Annotated in this window: 18 protein-coding genes; 9 read left to right on the top strand and 9 right to left on the bottom strand. The window is 60.7% G+C overall.

Going from position 1 to position 17,678, the window contains the following annotated elements; translation table 11 throughout:
* Nucleotides 1–121 precede the first annotated feature (121 nt).
* Nucleotides 122–1,597: an ATP-dependent RNA helicase RhlB gene (gene rhlB, locus OCX61_RS22860; protein ID WP_261941497.1), complete on the bottom strand. Its 1,476-nt coding sequence runs from the start codon at nt 1,595–1,597 to the stop codon at nt 122–124.
* Between the two features lie 100 nt (nt 1,598–1,697).
* On the bottom strand, nt 1,698–2,354 hold the full coding sequence (locus OCX61_RS22855) for an alpha/beta hydrolase (RefSeq protein ID WP_261941496.1): 657 nt from the start codon (nt 2,352–2,354) through the stop codon (nt 1,698–1,700).
* A gap of 331 nt (nt 2,355–2,685) precedes the next feature.
* On the opposite strand from OCX61_RS22855, the gene OCX61_RS22850 reads away from it, so the two are divergent.
* The 4 genes from OCX61_RS22850 (at nt 2,686) to OCX61_RS22835 (ending at nt 6,843) form a co-directional block, all read left to right on the top strand.
* Entirely contained in the window at nt 2,686–3,714 is a 1,029-nt protein-coding gene (locus tag OCX61_RS22850; RefSeq protein WP_261941495.1) for an amino acid ABC transporter substrate-binding protein, read from the top strand.
* Nucleotides 3,715–3,781: 67 nt separating this feature from the next.
* Entirely contained in the window at nt 3,782–4,960 is a 1,179-nt protein-coding gene (locus tag OCX61_RS22845) for an amino acid ABC transporter permease (RefSeq protein WP_261941494.1), read from the top strand.
* Nucleotides 4,961–4,970: 10 nt separating this feature from the next.
* On the top strand, nt 4,971–6,068 hold the full coding sequence (locus tag OCX61_RS22840; RefSeq protein ID WP_261941493.1) for an amino acid ABC transporter permease: 1,098 nt from the start codon (nt 4,971–4,973) through the stop codon (nt 6,066–6,068).
* Between the two features lie 10 nt (nt 6,069–6,078).
* Nucleotides 6,079–6,843 (top strand): amino acid ABC transporter ATP-binding protein, encoded by a 765-nt coding sequence (locus OCX61_RS22835; RefSeq protein ID WP_003251792.1) that lies wholly within the window; start codon nt 6,079–6,081, stop codon nt 6,841–6,843.
* Nucleotides 6,844–6,924: 81 nt separating this feature from the next.
* Here OCX61_RS22835 and OCX61_RS22830 read toward each other — a convergent pair.
* Together OCX61_RS22830 and algW are read right to left on the bottom strand one after the other, a co-directional pair.
* Nucleotides 6,925–8,279 (bottom strand): IS3 family transposase gene (locus OCX61_RS22830; RefSeq protein ID WP_410011089.1). Its coding sequence is split into 2 segments (ribosomal slippage): nt 6,925–7,806 and nt 7,809–8,279, totalling 1,353 coding nucleotides; the frame shifts between segments, so codons are not numbered across the junction.
* 119 nt (nt 8,280–8,398) lie between these two features.
* Nucleotides 8,399–9,559 carry a Do family serine endopeptidase AlgW gene (algW, locus tag OCX61_RS22825; protein ID WP_261941491.1) on the bottom strand — a complete coding sequence of 387 codons (1,161 nt, stop codon included), beginning with the start codon at nt 9,557–9,559 and terminating at the stop codon, nt 8,399–8,401.
* A 169-nt stretch (nt 9,560–9,728) separates the two neighbouring features.
* Here algW and OCX61_RS22820 point away from each other — a divergent pair, with 169 nt between their 5' ends.
* The 4 genes from OCX61_RS22820 (at nt 9,729) to OCX61_RS22805 (ending at nt 14,338) form a co-directional block, all read left to right on the top strand.
* Nucleotides 9,729–10,487, top strand: a complete 759-nt coding sequence (locus tag OCX61_RS22820) for a Nif3-like dinuclear metal center hexameric protein (protein WP_261941490.1) — start codon at nt 9,729–9,731, stop codon at nt 10,485–10,487.
* Nucleotides 10,488–10,716: 229 nt separating this feature from the next.
* Nucleotides 10,717–11,634, top strand: coding sequence for a sulfate adenylyltransferase subunit CysD (gene cysD, locus OCX61_RS22815; protein ID WP_009684445.1), 918 nt, complete (start codon nt 10,717–10,719; stop codon nt 11,632–11,634).
* 15 nt (nt 11,635–11,649) lie between these two features.
* On the top strand, nt 11,650–13,551 hold the full coding sequence (gene cysN, locus OCX61_RS22810) for a sulfate adenylyltransferase subunit CysN (RefSeq protein ID WP_261941489.1): 1,902 nt from the start codon (nt 11,650–11,652) through the stop codon (nt 13,549–13,551).
* Between the two features lie 154 nt (nt 13,552–13,705).
* Nucleotides 13,706–14,338 carry a hypothetical protein gene (locus OCX61_RS22805; RefSeq protein WP_261941488.1) on the top strand — a complete coding sequence of 211 codons (633 nt, stop codon included), beginning with the start codon at nt 13,706–13,708 and terminating at the stop codon, nt 14,336–14,338.
* Between the two features lie 32 nt (nt 14,339–14,370).
* Here the strand turns inward: OCX61_RS22805 and OCX61_RS22800 are convergent, their stop codons facing one another.
* The 5 genes from OCX61_RS22800 to OCX61_RS22780 all read right to left on the bottom strand — a co-directional run bounded on the left by OCX61_RS22800 (nt 14,371) and on the right by OCX61_RS22780 (nt 16,278).
* Nucleotides 14,371–14,634: an RES domain-containing protein gene (locus OCX61_RS22800; protein WP_261941487.1), complete on the bottom strand. Its 264-nt coding sequence runs from the start codon at nt 14,632–14,634 to the stop codon at nt 14,371–14,373.
* Nucleotides 14,635–14,817, bottom strand: a complete 183-nt coding sequence (locus tag OCX61_RS22795) for a hypothetical protein (RefSeq protein ID WP_261941486.1) — start codon at nt 14,815–14,817, stop codon at nt 14,635–14,637.
* Nucleotides 14,817–15,080, bottom strand: coding sequence for a bacteriocin immunity protein (locus tag OCX61_RS22790; RefSeq protein ID WP_261941485.1), 264 nt, complete (start codon nt 15,078–15,080; stop codon nt 14,817–14,819). Before OCX61_RS22790 ends, OCX61_RS22795 begins: the two co-directional genes overlap by 1 nt.
* A complete protein-coding gene (locus OCX61_RS22785; protein ID WP_261941484.1) occupies nt 15,074–15,394 on the bottom strand; it encodes a pyocin-S2/colicin E7-DNase domain-containing protein in 321 nt (106 codons plus the stop codon). Before OCX61_RS22785 ends, OCX61_RS22790 begins: the two co-directional genes overlap by 7 nt.
* A 404-nt stretch (nt 15,395–15,798) precedes the next feature.
* Nucleotides 15,799–16,278 (bottom strand): Lrp/AsnC family transcriptional regulator, encoded by a 480-nt coding sequence (locus OCX61_RS22780; RefSeq protein ID WP_261941483.1) that lies wholly within the window; start codon nt 16,276–16,278, stop codon nt 15,799–15,801.
* 127 nt (nt 16,279–16,405) lie between these two features.
* Between OCX61_RS22780 and OCX61_RS22775 the strand changes: the two genes are divergently transcribed.
* The gene (locus tag OCX61_RS22775) at nt 16,406–17,602 is read left to right on the top strand and encodes a methionine gamma-lyase (protein WP_261941482.1); all 1,197 of its coding nucleotides are present in this window, start codon (nt 16,406–16,408) and stop codon (nt 17,600–17,602) included.
* Nucleotides 17,603–17,678: the final 76 nt, after the last annotated feature.

Below are 17,678 nucleotides of genomic sequence, written 5' to 3'. Positions count from 1 at the left end.
ACCTGCTGCCACAGGGATATCCACAGCCTTCAAGACTTGGTTATCACAGGTAAACCGCTGTCCTCAGGTCCTGTAGAGAACCCTGTGGGAGCGGGTTTACCCGCGAAGAATCCAGCGCAAATCAGTGGTGCTTGCGCGGTACTGGTTTGAGCAGTTCGTCCGGCGGCATCTCGCACTTGATCTTGCGCCCCAGCAGCTCTTCGATCGCCGGCAGCTGGTAGGAATCATCCTCACCGGCAAAGCTGATCGACACACCGCTGGTGCCTGCACGGCCCGTACGGCCGATGCGGTGCACGTAGTCGTCCGGGTCTTCCGGCAGGGTGAAGTTGATCACGTGGCTGATGCCGTCGATGTGAATCCCGCGCCCGGCCACATCGGTGGCCACCAGCACGGTGATGCGCCCTTCACGGAAGCTCTCGAGGGTACGAATACGCTTGTGCTGTGGCACATCACCCGACAACTGCGCGGCATTGATGCCGTCGCGCACGAGTTTTTCCTCGATGCGCCGCACCTCGTCCTTGCGGTTGGCGAACACCATCACCCGTTCCCACTTGTTCTGGGTCACCAGGTTGTACAGCAGCTTGTACTTGTCGCTGCCGGCCACCGCATACACGTGTTGCTCGACCGTTTCGCTGGCGACGTTCTCCGGCTCGATCTCGACGATCGCCGGGTTGGTGGTCCACTGCTTGGCCAGGTTCATCACGTCGTCGGTGAAGGTGGCGGAGAACAGCAGGGTCTGGCGTTCGCTCTTCGGTGGGGTCTGGCGGATGATCTGCCGGACCTGGGGGATGAAGCCCATGTCGAGCATGCGGTCGGCTTCGTCCAGCACCATCACCTCGACCATGTCCAGGTGCACTTCGCCGCGCTGGTTGAAGTCCAGCAGGCGGCCGGGGGTGGCTACCAGAATGTCGCAGTGGCGAGCTTCCAGGGCCTTGAGCTGCTTGTCGAAGTCCATGCCGCCAACGAAGCTCATCACGTTCAGGCCGGTGTACTTGGTCAGGGCGACGGCATCCTTGGCGATCTGCACCACCAGCTCGCGGGTCGGCGCGATGATCAGCGCGCGCGGCTCGCCCATGTAGCGCTCTTTGGGCGGTGGCGTCTGCTGCAGCTGGGAAATGATCGAAATCAGGAACGCCGCCGTCTTGCCGGTACCGGTCTGGGCGCGACCGATGGCGTCCTGGCCACGCAGGGTATAACCCAGTACCTGCGCCTGGATCGGCGTGCAGTACGGGAAACCGAGGTCGTGGATGGCGTGCATCAGCTCGTTGGAGAGCTTGAAGTCGTGGAAGCGGGTCTTGCCTTCCTGCGGCTCGACCACGAAGTCTTCCGGCTTCCACAGGCTCGCCTGAGGCTTGGGCTTGCGTTCGCGACGTGGTTTGTCCTTGGCCGGCCTGTCGGTGGGCGCTGGGGCATCGGCGGGTGCTTCTGCCTTGGCGGCGGGCTTGGCGGCGGGTTTGGCGCGAGGTGCGGCCGGTTCGGGGGCGGGCCGGGCCTCGGCAGTGGGCGCGGGCGCCGCTGGCGTCACGCTGGCAGCAGGAGCGACGGCCTGGGGCGCGGCGTCTCCTTTGCCGAATATTTTCTTGAGTGCCTTGAGCACGATCGTCTCATCAACTGGTTAAGGAATGTACGCCGGGCAGTGTAATGCAAGATCTGGGCGCGGCGTAGGGGAAAACTCCCACAACTACAAATGGGTTGGCTTATTGCAATTGCTTGCTCAGCCAGTCGTGGATGTCGCTCAGTTCCTCGACCGCCACTTCGTGTTCCATCGGGTATTCGTGCCAGCGTGCGGCAACGCCCCAGGTATTGAGGTATTCGAACGCGGTACGGCCCATGGACGGAATCACCACCGGGTCGTGCACGCCGTGCAGGCACAGGGCCGGGGTGCGTTGCTGGCAGGCGCTGAGCTGGTGGCTGTCGGTGAAGGTCGGGGCATAGGTGGAGAGGGCAATCACGCCGCCCAGCGCTTCTTGCCACTTTATATAGGCAGTGTGCAGTACCACTGCGCCGCCCTGGGAGAAGCCGGCGAGGAAAATCCGCGACAGGTTGATGCCCTTGGCCTGTTCGGCCTTGATCAGGCCGATGATCTGTTCGGCCGACTCATCCAGCTGCGCTTCATCGATGGCGCGGGCCGGGGTCATGGCCTTGATGTCGTACCAGCTAGGCATGGCATAGCCGCCGTTGATGGTCACCGGGCGGGTCGGCGCCTGGGGCATGACGAAGCGGGTGCTGAGCAGGCGTTCCTGCATGAATTCGGCAACAGGTAGGAAGTCGTAACGGTCGGCACCCAAACCGTGCAACCAGATCACACAGGCGTCAGCGGTTTTCTGGGGTTCGAGAATCAGCGGGTTGGTCATGACTGCTCCGAAAGTGTGCGTGCCTTTCATAAAGGTGCGTGAAAACAAGGCGTAGGAATTATCTGACAGAAAGAGAATGTCGCAACGATACAACTTTCCCTACTTGACGAGCGCTTAAACGCTACAGCCAACAAATCTGGTACGCGCTTTGCAATTCTTCATTCGATGCAAAGGGCAGGCCGTGACGGTAACACCCTTTGCACGCGAAGGCTGTCACAGAACAGCCCATTGCGCCAATTGACCCAATAACAAGCCAACAAGGGTCGGATGCGCCTCATAAGGGTGCGGTGCAATTCCGGCTCGTACAACAAGAGCGATTTGGAGGTTGTGAATGAAGATGTTGAAAACCACCCTGGCAGTCCTGACCGCTGCCGCTGCACTGGGCGCCGTGAGCACCGCCCAGGCCGGCGCCACCCTCGATGCGGTAAAGAAGAAGGGCTTCGTCCAGTGTGGCGTGAGCGACGGTCTTCCAGGCTTCTCGGTACCTGATGCGCAGGGCAAGATCGTGGGTATCGACGCCGACGTCTGCCGCGCCGTGGCCGCCGCCGTGTTCGGTGACGCGACCAAGGTCAAGTTCAGCCAGCTCAACGCCAAGGAACGCTTCACCGCGTTGCAGTCGGGCGAAGTCGACGTGCTGTCGCGCAACACCACCTGGACCAGCTCGCGCGATGCCGGCATGGGCCTGGTGTTCGCCGGCGTCACCTACTATGACGGCGTTGGCTTCCTGGTCAACAAGAAGCTTGGCGTTTCCAGCGCCAAGGAGCTCGACGGCGCGACCATCTGCATCCAGGCCGGTACCACCACCGAACTGAACGTGTCGGACTTCTTCCGTGCCAACAACCTGAAGTACACCCCGATCACCTTCGACACCTCTGACGAGAGCGCCAAGTCGCTGGAGTCTGGCCGTTGCGACGTGCTGACCTCGGACAAGTCGCAGCTGTTCGCCCAGCGCTCCAAGCTGGCTGCGCCGACCGACTACGTGGTCCTGCCGGAAACCATTTCCAAGGAACCGCTGGGCCCGGTGGTGCGTAAAGGCGACGAAGACTGGTTCAGCATCGTCAAGTGGACCCTGTTCGCCATGCTCAACGCCGAAGAGGCCGGCATCACCTCGAAGAACGTCGAGGCCGAGGCCAAGGCCACCAAGAACCCGGACGTCGCCCGCTTGCTGGGCGCGGATGGCGAGTACGGCAAGGACCTCAAGCTGCCCAAGGACTGGGTAGTGCAGATCGTCAAGCAAGTCGGCAACTATGGCGAAGTGTTCGAGAAGAACCTGGGCCAGAGCACCGACCTGAAGATCGACCGTGGCATGAACGCCCTGTGGAACAACGGCGGCATCCAGTACGCGCCACCTGTGCGCTGATGGCTGCACCCTGCGGCGGCATCCCGCCGCCGCAGGCTGTTCGAATCCCTACTGTCCGGGGCACTTCATGCAAAATCAAATCGGCGCACCCAAGGGCTTGTCCCTTAACGATCCGCGTGTGCGCGCGTGGCTGTTCCAGATCCTCACGATCGTCTTCGTGGTCGGCCTGGGCTGGTACTTGTTCCACAACACGCAAACCAACCTGCAACACCGGGGTATCACCTCGGGCTTCGACTTTCTCGACCGCAGTGCCGGCTTCGGTATTGCCCAGCACCTGATCCCCTACGTGGAGTCCGACAGCTATGCGCGGGTGTTCGTCATCGGCCTGCTCAATACGCTGCTGGTGACCTTCATCGGCGTCATCCTGGCGACCGTGCTCGGCTTCATCATCGGTGTGGCGCGGCTGTCGCCGAACTGGATGATCAGCAAGCTGGCGACCGTGTATGTGGAAACCTTCCGCAACATCCCGCCGCTGCTGCAGATCCTGTTCTGGTACTTCGCGGTGTTCCTGACCCTGCCGGGGCCACGGGGCAGCATCAACATCGACGACACCTTCTTCATCAGCAACCGTGGCCTGAACATGCCCGGTGCCTCCATGGCGGAGGGCTTCTGGCCGTTCGTCGTCGCCCTGGTGCTGGCGCTGGTGGCGATCGTGGTGATGGTGCGTTACGCCAACAAACGCTTCGACGAGACCGGCGAGCCGTTCCACAAGTTCTGGGTGGGGCTGGCGCTGCTGATCGCCATTCCTGGCGCCTGCGCATTGCTGTTCGGCAGCCCGGTGCACTGGGAAGTGCCGCAGCTCAAGGGCTTCAACTTCGTTGGTGGCTGGGTGCTGATCCCCGAGCTGCTGGCGCTGACGCTGGCGTTGACCATCTACACCGCAGCGTTCATTGCCGAAATCGTGCGTTCGGGCATTCGTTCGGTGAGCCACGGCCAGACCGAGGCCGCCCACTCGCTCGGCCTGCGTGATGGCCCGACCCTGCGCAAGGTGATCATCCCCCAGGCACTGCGGGTGATCATTCCGCCGCTGACCAGCCAGTACCTGAACCTGGCGAAGAACTCGTCGCTGGCGGCCGGTATCGGCTACCCGGAGATGGTTTCGCTGTTCGCCGGTACCGTGCTCAACCAGACCGGCCAGGCCATCGAGGTGATCGCCATCACCATGAGTGTCTATCTCGCCATCAGCATCAGCATTTCGCTGCTGATGAACTGGTACAACAAGCGCATTGCGCTGATCGAGCGGTGAGGATACGCCCGTGAATGCCCATGTTTTCAAACCCGATATGCCGCCACCGGTGAAAACCGTCGGCGTGCTCGCATGGATGCGTGCAAACCTGTTCTCCAGCTGGCTCAACACCCTGCTGACGCTGTTCGCCGTGTACCTGGTGTGGCTGATCGTGCCACCGTTGGTGCAATGGGCATTGATCGACGCCAACTGGGTCGGCACTACCCGGGCCGACTGCACAAAGGATGGCGCCTGCTGGGTGTTCGTGCAGCAGCGCTTTGGCCAGTTCATGTACGGCTACTACCCGGTCGAGCTGCGCTGGCGCGTCGATCTCACCGTGTGGCTGGCCGTGCTGGGTGCCGCGCCGTTGTTCATCAAGCGCTTCCCGCGCAAGGCCGTCTATGGCCTGGGCTTCCTGGTGCTGTACCCGGTGCTCGCCTACACCTTGCTGCACGGTGGCCTGCTGGGCCTGAGCAACGTCGCCACCAGCCAGTGGGGCGGGCTGATGCTGACCCTGGTGATCGCCACCGTGGGCATCGTCGGTGCCTTGCCGCTGGGCATTCTGCTGGCCCTCGGGCGGCGTTCGAGGATGCCTGCGGTGAAGGTGGTCTGCGTCACCTTCATCGAGTTCTGGCGTGGTGTGCCGCTGATCACCGTGCTGTTCATGTCGTCGGTGATGCTGCCGTTGTTCCTGCCTGAAGGCATGAGCTTCGACAAGCTGCTGCGGGCGATGATCGGGGTGATCCTGTTCCAGTCGGCGTACGTCGCCGAGGTGGTGCGCGGTGGCCTGCAGGCCATCCCCAAGGGCCAGTACGAAGCTGCCGCGGCCATGGGCCTGGGCTACTGGCGCGCGATGGGCCTGGTGATTCTGCCGCAAGCGCTCAAGCTGGTGATCCCCGGCATCGTCAACACCTTCATCGCCCTGTTCAAGGACACCAGCCTGGTGATCATCATCGGCCTTTTCGACCTGCTCAACAGCGTCAAGCAAGCCGCCGCTGACCCGGCCTGGCTGGGCATGGCCACCGAGGGCTATGTGTTCGCCGCCCTGGTGTTCTGGATTTTCTGTTTCGGTATGTCCCGCTACTCCATGCACCTGGAGCGCAAGCTGGACACTGGCCACAAGCGTTAGGAGTTTCGAAATGAGTGAAGCGATCAAGCAGCCTGCCGGCCCCGAAGGCATCATCCAGATGCAGGGCGTGAACAAGTGGTACGGCCAGTTCCATGTGCTCAAGGACATCAACCTGAACGTGCGCCAGGGCGAGCGTATCGTCCTGTGCGGGCCGTCCGGTTCGGGCAAGTCGACCACCATCCGCTGCCTCAACCGCCTGGAAGAGCACCAGCAGGGCCGCATCGTGGTCGATGGCGTGGAGCTGACCAACGACCTCAAGCAGATCGAGGCGATCCGCCGCGAGGTGGGCATGGTGTTCCAGCACTTCAACCTGTTCCCGCACCTGAGCATCCTGGAGAACTGCACCTTGGCGCCGATGTGGGTGCGCAAGATGCCGCGGCGCAAGGCCGAGGAAATCGCCATGCACTACCTGGAGCGGGTACGTATTCCGGAGCAGGCGCACAAGTACCCGGGGCAGCTGTCCGGTGGCCAGCAGCAGCGCGTGGCAATTGCCCGGGCGCTGTGCATGAAGCCGAAGATCATGCTGTTCGACGAGCCGACTTCGGCGCTGGACCCGGAAATGGTCAAGGAAGTGCTCGACACCATGGTCGGCCTGGCCGAGGACGGCATGACCATGCTCTGCGTAACCCACGAAATGGGCTTTGCCCGGACCGTGGCGAACCGGGTGATCTTCATGGACAAGGGCGAGATCGTCGAGCAAGCGGCGCCGGATGACTTCTTCGACCGGCCGCGCAGTGACCGGACCAAGTTGTTCCTCAGCCAGATCCTGCACTGAGGCAACCGGGGCCGCTTTGCGGCCCATCGCCGGCAAGCGCGGCTCCCACAAGTTGGACTGCCCCCCAAAAGTTGGACAGTTTTAAGCTGCCGCCTGGGTCCTGTACTCGACAGGGCTCAGGCCATTGAGCTTCAGCTTGATGCGGTCATGGTTGTAGTAGTGAATGTACTCATCCAGGCCTGCTTTCAATTCATCAATACTCTCGAAACGCTTTAGGTAGAAAAACTCTGACTTGAGCGTCCCGAAGAAGCTTTCCATAGCCGCATTGTCCAGGCAATTGCCTTTACGAGACATGCTCTGTTTCACGCCGCGACTGCGAAGCTTGTGACGATATTGAGCCTGCTGGTACTGCCATCCCTGGTCGGTGTGGAGCACTAGCTTCGGCTTTTCTCCCAAGGTATTGAGTGCCTTATCCAGCATATTTCCAACCAGGCTGTACTGGGGGCGGCTAGCCGTCTCATAGGCGATGATTTCCCCGTTGTACAAGTCCATCACTGGCGAAAGATAGAGCTTCTGTTGAGCCACCTTGAACTCGGTTACGTCACTCACCCATTTTTGGTTAGGACGCTGGGCGACGAAATTTCGCTCCAGCAAATTCGCCGCTATCTTGCCCACGGCACCTCGGTAGGACTGATATTTCTTGGGGCGTACCAGTGACTTCAGCCCTAGGGCAGCCATCAGTTTCTCGATGACCTTCTTGTTGACCTGCACCCCCTCCTTTCTAATCACGAGTGCAACGCGTCGATAGCCGTAGCGCCCTTTCTCTTTGTGATAGATCTGCTGAATCTTCTCGTTAAGCTCGGCATATTTGTCCGGCTTCTGCTGGCTTTGCACCTGATAATAAAAGGTACTGCGAGCCAGCCCGACCAGCCCCAGCAGGTCAGGCAAAGGAAATCTACGCTTGAGCCTGGAAACGATCAGGGCTTTTTCCCCGATATTCGTTCCTTTTCCTCCCGTAAAGCCTTGAGCTCCTTTAAAACAGCATTCTCCATGCGCAGGTATTCGAGCTCCGCGATCAGTTGGTCTCGGGACTTTTGCGAGTCGTCGGTATCTGTGGGTTTTGCAGGTTTGATCTTCTTCGGCACTTTGATCGGCTTTTTCTGGCGGTCGACGGGAGCTACAAGGTCACCACTGTAGTACTGCCGCTGCCAGTTGCCTATCCGCGACGATTGGCCGAGGCCAAAATGCGCTGCGGTTTGCCGCATAGAAAGACGATGCTCGTGCATGTAGCTGACCACCTGCCGCTTAAAACCGTCGTCATAACCCCGCCCAGGCGAACGTGGAGGAAGGCTGGAATTGCGCTGATAGCTGGAAACCCATCGGCGCAGCAGGCTGAAGTCGATACCGAAATGTTGGGCTACCTTTCGGAAGCCATTATTGCCATCCAGGTAAGCGGTGATGGCTGTGAGCTTGAACTGCTCTGTGTACTTGCCCATAGGTCCCCCAAGGGTTGGATTTTTTGTCCAACTTCTTGGGGGCAGTCCAAGTACTGCGCTATCCAGGTGGGAGCCGCGCTTGCCGGCGATGGGCTGCAAAGCAGCCCCCGCTTCAAGCCTTACTTTTCTTCCGGGTTGGCAGCCGGTGCCGGCGGCGGGCGCAGGCCCACTTCGGCAATCAGCTTCAACTGCTGACCATTGCGCATCACCTCGATGGTGATCTTGTCGGTCGGCTTGATCCGCGCCACCTGGTTCATCGACTTGCGCCCGTCGCCGGCAGGTTCACCGTTGATGCTCAGGATCACGTCACCCAGCTGCAACCCGGCCTTCTGCGCCGGGCCGTCGCGGAAGATACCGGCCACCACGATGCCTGGGCGGCCTTGCATGCCGAACGACTCGGCCAGTTCCTGGCTCAACGGCTGCACCTCGATGCCCAGCCAGCCACGAATCACCTGGCCGTGCTCGACGATCGACTTCATCACCTCCAGCGCCAGCTTGATCGGGATGGCGAAGCCGATGCCCTGGGAGCCGCCGGACTTGGAGAAGATCGCCGTGTTGATGCCCACCAGGTTGCCATTGGCGTCGACCAGCGCACCGCCGGAGTTGCCCGGGTTGATTGCCGCGTCGGTCTGGATGAAGTCTTCGTAGTTGTTCAGGCCCAACTGGTTGCGGCCGGTGGCGCTGATGATGCCCATGGTCACGGTCTGGCCAACGCCGAACGGGTTGCCGATGGCCAGCACGACATCGCCGATGTGGATGGTGTCGGAGCGGCCAATGGTGATGGCGGGCAGGTTCTTCAGGTCGATCTTCAGCACCGCTAGGTCGGTTTCCGGGTCGCTGCCAATGACCCGTGCCAGGGTTTCACGGCCGTCCTTCAGGGCCACGACGATCTGGTCGGCGCCGCTGGTGACGTGGTTGTTGGTCAGCAGATAGCCTTCGGGGCTCATGATCACCGCCGAACCCAGGCTCGACTCCCAACGGCGCTGCTTGGGCAGGTTGTCGCCGAAGAAGCGGCGGAACTGCGGGTCTTCGAACAGCGGGTGAGCGGTCTTGTTCACCACCTTGGTGGTGTACAGGTTGACCACCGCCGGGGCGGCGAGGGTCACGGCGTCGGCGTAGGACACCGGGCCCTGCATGATCCGTGTGGTTTGCGGGGCTTGCTGCAGGTTGACGTCCTGGCTGGGCAGGCCGACCCACTCCGGGTAGCGCTGGATGATCAGTACGGCGATCAGAATACCGGTGAGCAGGGGCCAGCCAAAGTAACGCAAAGCCTTGAACATGAACGAGTCCTGGAAAAGAGCGGGGGCCGGCGGCCGCGCAGTGGGGCATGAGCGCGCGCGATCATACACCGGTTCCCCCGATGCCGGCGACGGCCCATAATGGCCGGCATTATACGGGCGTTCTGCAGACGTTGCGTCCGAGAAAAGCGCAGATTTCGAGGAGATTTTCATGGCCGTCGCACTCAACACCCTGGTCGAGGAAGCCGAACGCTACCTGGGCAGCGCGAAGATCCAGGATTATTGCCCCAACGGGCTGCAGGTCGAGGGGCGGCCGCAGGTCAGTCGCATCGTCAGTGGCGTCACTGCCAGCCAGGCGCTGCTGGATGCCGCGGTCGAGGCCGAGGCCGACCTGATTCTGGTGCACCATGGCTACTTCTGGAAAGGCGAGAATCCGTGCGTTACCGGGATCCGTCAGCGCCGGCTGAAGACCTTGCTGAAGCACGACATCAGCCTGTTGGCGTTTCATCTGCCATTGGATGTGCATCCTGAGGTCGGCAACAACGTGCAGCTGGCGCGGCAGCTCGACATCACCGTCGAAGGCCCGCTGGACCCGGAAAACCCCAAAGTGGTGGGGCTGGTCGGTTCGTTGGCGGAGCCGGTGACTGCACGGGATTTCGCCCGTCGGGTGCAGGAAGTGCTCGGGCGTGAGCCATTGCTGGTGGAAGGTGAGCAGATGATCCGCCGGGTCGGCTGGTGCACCGGGGGTGGGCAGGGTTACATCGATACCGCGATTGCCGCCGGGGTGGACCTGTACCTCACCGGTGAGGCGTCGGAGCAGACCTATCACAGCGCCCGGGAGAACGGGGTCAGCTTTGTTGCCGCGGGCCACCATGCCACCGAGCGGTACGGCGTGCAGGCGCTGGGCGATTACCTGGCGCGTCGGTTTGCCCTGGAGCATCTGTTCATCGACTGCCCGAATCCGATCTGATATCGGTGTCGCCTGCTTCGCGGGCAAGCCCGCTCCCACAGGATTATGCGATCCCTGTGGGAGCGGGCTTGCCCGCGAAGAGGCCGGTCCTGACAGCCCAAACCCCCAGTCATATCGTTAGACTTTTTCGATCTAGTGCGCCGCCTAAATAGAAGCAGCCGCTGTGATAAAGTGGCTCGCTCGAACACGGCCCGCAGGCCGTCCATAAGATCGTTTTACGTGAGTAGCCATGGTCGACAAACTGACGCACTTGAAACAGCTGGAGGCGGAAAGCATCCACATCATCCGCGAGGTGGCCGCCGAGTTCGACAACCCGGTGATGCTGTACTCGATCGGCAAGGATTCCGCCGTGATGCTGCACCTGGCGCGCAAGGCCTTCTTCCCGGGCAAGCTGCCGTTCCCGGTGATGCACGTCGACACCCAGTGGAAATTCCAGGAAATGTACCGCTTCCGCGACAAGATGGTCGAGGAAATGGGCCTGGAGCTGATCACCCACGTCAACCCCGAGGGCGTGGCGCAGGGCATCAACCCGTTCACCCATGGCAGCTCCAAGCACACCGACATCATGAAGACCCAGGGCCTCAAGCAGGCGCTGGACAAGCATGGTTTCGACGCCGCCTTCGGTGGCGCGCGCCGCGACGAAGAGAAGTCGCGGGCCAAGGAGCGCGTTTACTCGTTCCGTGACAGCAAGCACCGCTGGGACCCGAAGAACCAGCGCCCGGAGCTGTGGAACGTCTACAACGGCAAGGTCAACAAGGGCGAGTCGATCCGCGTCTTCCCGCTGTCGAACTGGACCGAGCTGGACATCTGGCAGTACATCTACCTCGAAGGCATCCCGATCGTGCCGCTGTACTTCGCCGCCGAGCGTGAAGTCATCGAGAAGAACGGCACCCTGATCATGATCGACGACGAACGCATCCTCGAGCACCTTTCCGAGGAAGAGAAGGCGCGCATCGTCAAGAAGAAGGTGCGTTTCCGTACCCTCGGCTGCTACCCGCTGACGGGCGCTGTCGAGTCGGAAGCCGAGACCCTGACGGACATCATTCAGGAAATGCTCCTGACCCGTACGTCCGAACGCCAGGGCCGTGTCATCGACCACGATGGCGCCGGTTCCATGGAAGACAAGAAACGCCAAGGCTACTTCTAATTTCAGGGTTACTCCATGTCGCACCAATCTGATCTGATCAGCGAGGACATCCTCGCTTACCTGGCCCAGCACGAGCGCAAGGAACTGCTGCGCTTCCTGACTTGCGGCAACGTCGACGATGGCAAGAGCACCCTGATCGGGCGCCTGCTGCACGACTCGAAGATGATCTACGAGGACCACCTCGAGGCCATCACCCGTGATTCGAAGAAAGTCGGCACCACCGGCGAAGAAGTCGACCTGGCACTGCTGGTCGACGGCCTGCAGGCCGAGCGCGAGCAGGGCATCACCATCGATGTCGCTTACCGCTACTTCTCCACGGCCAAGCGCAAGTTCATCATTGCCGACACCCCCGGCCACGAGCAGTACACCCGCAACATGGCCACCGGTGCATCCACCTGTGACCTGGCGATCATCCTGGTCGATGCCCGCTACGGCGTGCAGACCCAGACCCGCCGCCACAGCTACATCGCCTCGCTGCTGGGCATCAAGCACATCGTGGTCGCGATCAACAAGATGGACCTCAAGGGCTTCGATGAAGCAGTCTTCGAGTCGATCAAGGCCGATTACCTGAAGTTCGCCGACGCCATCAACCTGGCCCCGAGCAGCCTGCACTTCGTGCCGATGTCGGCGCTCAAGGGCGACAACGTGGTCAACCACAGCGAGCGTTCGCCGTGGTATGCCGGCCCGACGCTGATGGAAATCCTCGAAACCGTCGAAGTGTCGGCCGACCGCAACTTCACCGACCTGCGTTTCCCGGTGCAGTACGTCAACCGTCCGAACCTGAACTTCCGCGGCTTCGCCGGCACCCTCGCCAGCGGCGTGGTGCACAAGGGCGATGAAATCGTCGTGCTGCCTTCGGGCAAGAGCAGCCGGGTCAAGTCCATCGTCACCTACGAAGGTGAACTGGAAAGCGCTGGCCCAGGCCAGGCCGTGACCCTGACCATGGAAGACGAGATCGACATCTCCCGTGGTGACCTGCTGGTTCACGCCGATAACGTGCCGCCGGTGACCGACCAGTTCGATGCCATGCTGGTGTGGATGGCCGAAGAACCGATGCTCCCAGGCAAGAAATACGACATCAAGCGCGCCACCAGCTACGTGCCGGGCTCGATTGCCAGCATCACCCACAAGGTCGATGTGAACACCCTGGAGCAGGGCGCTGCCAGCGCGCTGCAGCTGAACGAGATCGGCCGCGTCAAGGTGGCCCTGGACGCCTCGATTGCCCTGGACGGTTACGACAGCAACCGCACCACCGGTGCGTTCATCGTCATCGACCGCCTGACCAACGGCACCGTCGGCGCCGGCATGATCATCGCGCCGCCAGTCCTGCCCCACGGCAGCACCGGCCAGCATGGCAAGCTCGCTCACGTGGCCACCGAAGAGCGTGCCCTGCGCTTCGGCCAGCAGCCGGCCACCGTGCTGTTCAGCGGCCTGTCTGGCGCTGGCAAGAGCACCCTGGCCTATGCCGTCGAGCGCAAGCTGTTCGACATGGGCCGTGCGGTGTACGTGCTCGATGGCCAGAACCTGCGCCACGACCTGAACAAGGGCCTGCCGCAGGACCGCGCCGGCCGCACCGAGAACTGGCGCCGCGCCGCCCATGTGGCGCGCCAGTTCAACGAAGCCGGCCTGCTGACCCTGGCTGCATTCGTCGCCCCGGATGCCGAAGGCCGCGAGCAGGCCAAGGCGCTGATCGGCAAGGAGCGCCTGGTGACCGTTTACGTGCAGGCCTCGCCGCTGGCATGCCGCGAGCGTGACCCGCAGGGCTTGTACGCTGCCGGTGGCGACAACATCCCGGGCGAAAGCTTCCCGTACGATGTGCCGCTGGATGCCGACCTGGTGATCGATACCCAGAACACCAGCGTTGAAGAAGGCGTGAAGCAGGTGCTGGATGTGCTGCGTCAGCGTGGCGCGATCTAAGTAGTGCTGCTTGTGAAAAACCCCGCTTCGGCGGGGTTTTTTGTTCTTGGGCGATAAAGGCTTGTTTACAAGTGGACAGGTTGACAAGTTGACAGTTTGCCGGGGGCGCCCTAGTCTATGGGCTGAGGGGCTTTTCAGGCCCTGAGGAGGATCCATGAGTACCCTTACCCACGAACCCCTTCATCCTGCGATTGCGCGCATTGAAGCGGCGAAGACTGCTTTGCGGGAGCGCTTCGAAGAGCACCTTGCTCGTGCATCGGCAGCAGTTCTCATGAAGGCTGTCGCGCTTGCAGACGATAAGGCTTTTGCTGCGCTTGCCAAGGTTGAGGTCGAGACCAAGCGCAGTACTGCGACGCGCAATCAGGAGGCCATTGCCAGGATGAAAGCGCGGGCCTTCGAGCGTGTAGCCAGTCGGTGTGAGTTGCTCGATGCCAAGGCGGCCTGCGAAATCCTGGGTATTACCAAACAAGCTCTGAGTCAGAAGACCAAGGTTGGCAAGCTCCTCGCCTATACCAATACCGGTAATCGCAGGAAGTTCTACCCGTCGTTTCAGTTTGTCGAGAACAAGCCGAAGGCTGTTGTCGAGATGCTGATTACTTCGCTCGGTGTCGATCCCGCCGATACCGAAGCCATGAATACGCTGGTGCAACATTTGGTCGGCAGAATGGATTATTCGGACCCTGGTGAGCCAAGTAATGAACTGCCTCGGTTCCAATTGCTGGATGATCCTGCGGCTCTGGACATCATCAAGCGGGATTATGTGAATGCGTTGATGGCGGGGCAGTGAGAGCCTGGCTCCTGGGCGATGCGTTCAAGCGTTTACTCCAGCGCAACACCTTGGCCTGACTGGAAGGATTCGGCAACGGCGACTTCCTCGCTGAAGCCGAGATAATAGACGCCGATCTGCCTGGCAGGGTCGGCATAGCGTGTATCGGCATCGGCACGATAGTTGACCGGGTTGGCATCGTAACGAGAGGGTTGAATACGATGCAGAAGTGTTCCCGCAGAGATCTGTCGCACCAGCTCCGGGTACTTGTCGAGGGTTGCCAGAACCTGTTGGAAAATCGTGTTCTCGGGACTCATCTAGCGCTTGCTGTCTTCGATAGACTTGAAGTGCCGATCATAGTCGCTTTGCCTTTCGCACCCTGGCTTGTAAGGGTCCATATCACAGGCGAACTTGAGATCCTGCTGATTCGGCAGCAGGAAGAATCTGCCGTCTACACACCCGGAAAGCAGCAGAACCCATAGTAATACCGTCTTTTTCATCACGCATCCTTGAATAGCGGAAGTCCCTGCGATTTTCGCCAGGCGATGATACGGGCAATCACCCTCTCGGTGCAGCCCTCCTGTTCGGTTACCGGGTAATAGATCAGGTCCGAGCCGTTCGGATGCCCGGCCATATCGATGAAGTGCTCGAGCAGACGATCCTGCCAGGCTGAACTGCCGGCGGCATGCAGCAATTCTTCCACGATGGCGGCGAATTCGGCGCAGGTGTAGTCGGCAAGGCTGTGTTTTTGGCTGATTACCACTGTACCTCCGAAGACAACGCGTATTGCAGGGCGCTCATGATCCGCAGATTGTCCGCGTCATAAAGTGCGCCACCGAACTCGGGTGAATCTAGGTGGCAAATCTGGTACGAGCGCAGGCCCTTGGCTGTTTCTGCGAATGGTGCTCGGGGTGGCCAGCCTTTCTTGATGCGCTTTAGTTGCGAGGTGACGAAAAGCTGGGAGTAGACCGGGTCTTCGGCGATTGCCAGCCAGAATGCCTGGGAGAAATCGTCGAAATTGGCGAAAGTTTGTCTGGAAAGTGATTTTGCGATGTGGTCAGGGAGGAGAGCTGCCATGGGAATGCTTCTTGATTGAAGTGTTGTTGAGATCTTCGCCTTACTCAATTGTGATGGAAATAGATCCAGTGCTGAGTCAGGCGTGAGTCTTTTCTTGCTGGTTTGTAGGAATAATCCTTGGCGGCTTTTTAGGTTAGACCCTGCATAAAATTCAGTGCCCCAGACTAACGCTTCAGATCATTGGTTTCTTGATTTGGCGATAATGCTCTTGGTAATCCATCATTCTTTCGCAACCCTGCTTGTAAGGTTCGATGACGAATTTGAACTTAATGTCCTCTCGGTTAGGGAGGATCAGGGTTCTCCTGATCACTACATGGCAAGCGTGCGCTGTCGGAATTTTTCTGTATGCTGGGCGCGGGGGCGTCAATCGGTAGGAATGCTCCTACCGACAGGAAAGCTCTACATTAGATGTGTGTTTCAGACACAGGAATTACCCGTTTCTCCTTGACCGCCTTGTAGGAAAAACTTGAGTAAATCTCCTTCACCCCCGGCAACCGCTGCAGTACTTCCCGAGTAAACTCCCCGAACGATTCCAAGTCCCTTGCCAGAATCTCCAGCAGGAAATCATACCGTCCAGATATGTTGTGACACGCCACTATCTCGGGAATCTCCATCAGCCTTCGCTCGAACGCCAAAGCCATGTCTTTGGTATGCGAATCCATCATGATGCTGACAAACGCCGTCACGCCAAACCCCAATGATTTGGGCGAAAGAATGGCCTGGTAACCGGTGATATATCCGTTGTCCTCCAGCAACTTGACCCGTCGCCAGCACGGCGAGGTGGTCAGCGCGACGTGGTCGGCAAGCTCGGAAACAGTGAGGCGCGCGTTGTCCTGCAGGGCGGCGAGCAGGGCGCGGTCGGTGCGGTCGAGGCTTGAAGGCATGATTTGCCCTCCTGGTATTTTATTTGTTGTTTTCTTTCCAAAAAGTGCGCAAATGCGTGGGCAATTTTGGAAAAATTCAGGCAGCTCGGTGGCATAAGCTTATAACAAACCACCAGAGGCTGTTGCCATGCGCGACTCCCATAACAACACCGGTTTTTCCACCCGCGCCATCCACCATGGTTACGACCCGCTTTCCCACGGCGGCGCACTGGTGCCGCCGGTTTACCAGACTGCAACTTATGCCTTCCCCAACGTCGAATACGGCGCGGCGTGTTTTGCCGGGGAGGAGGGCGGGCACTTCTACAGCCGCATCTCAAACCCGACCCTGGCGTTGCTGGAGCAGCGCATGGCCTCGCTGGAAGGGGGCGAGGCGAGCCTGGCGCTGGCGTCGGGCATGGGCGCCATCACCTCGACCTTGTGGACCCTGCTGCGCCCTGGCGACGAGCTGATCGTCGGGCGTACGGTGTATGGCTGCACCTTTGCCTACATGCACCATGGCATCGGCGAGTTCGGGGTGAAGGTGCGCCATGTCGACCTCAATGACACCAAGGCGCTGAAAGCAGCGATCACCCGCAAGACCCGGATGATCTACTTCGAAACCCCCGCCAACCCGAACATGCAACTGGTCGATATCGCCGCAGTGGCCGAAGCGGCAAGGGGGCATGACCTGCATATCGTGGTCGACAACACCTATTGCACGCCGTACCTGCAGCGGCCACTGGAACTGGGGGCCGACCTGGTGGTGCATTCGGCGACCAAGTACCTCAGTGGCCACGGTGATATCACGGCCGGGCTGGTGATCGGGCGCAAGGCGCTGGTGGACCGGATCCGCCTTGAAGGCCTCAAGGACATGACTGGGGCGGTGCTGTCGCCGCACGATGCCTCGCTGTTGATGCGTGGCATCAAGACACTCGCGTTGCGCATGGACCGCCATTGTGCGAATGCCCAGCAGGTTGCCGAATTCCTTGCGCGCCAGCCGCAAGTCGAGCTGATCCAGTATCCGGGGCTGCCATCGTTTGCCCAGTACGAACTGGCGCAGCGGCAGATGCGCTTGCCGGGCGGAATGATCGCTTTCGAGCTCAAGGGTGGGATCGAGGCCGGGCGGCGCTTCATGAATGCGCTGCAACTGTTTGCCCGGGCGGTGAGCCTGGGCGATGCCGAATCGCTGGCGCAGCATCCGGCGAGCATGACCCATTCCAGCTATACGCCCGAAGAGCGGGCGCATCACGGGATTTCCGAGGGCCTGGTGCGGTTGTCGGTGGGGCTGGAAGATGTCGAGGACTTGTTGGCGGACGTAGGGCAGGCGCTTAAGGCTTGCAGCTAGGTTACCTGGCCCTGTGGGAGCGGGCTTGTCCCGCGAACACCGGCGAAGCCGGTGCCTGCCACCGAGTCGCCTTCTT

Source organism: Pseudomonas sp. LRP2-20, from assembly GCF_024349685.1.
GTDB lineage: Bacteria > Pseudomonadota > Gammaproteobacteria > Pseudomonadales > Pseudomonadaceae > Aquipseudomonas.
Note: the sequence above shows the minus strand (reverse complement) of the source record. Positions and strands in the feature narration are given on the sequence as shown.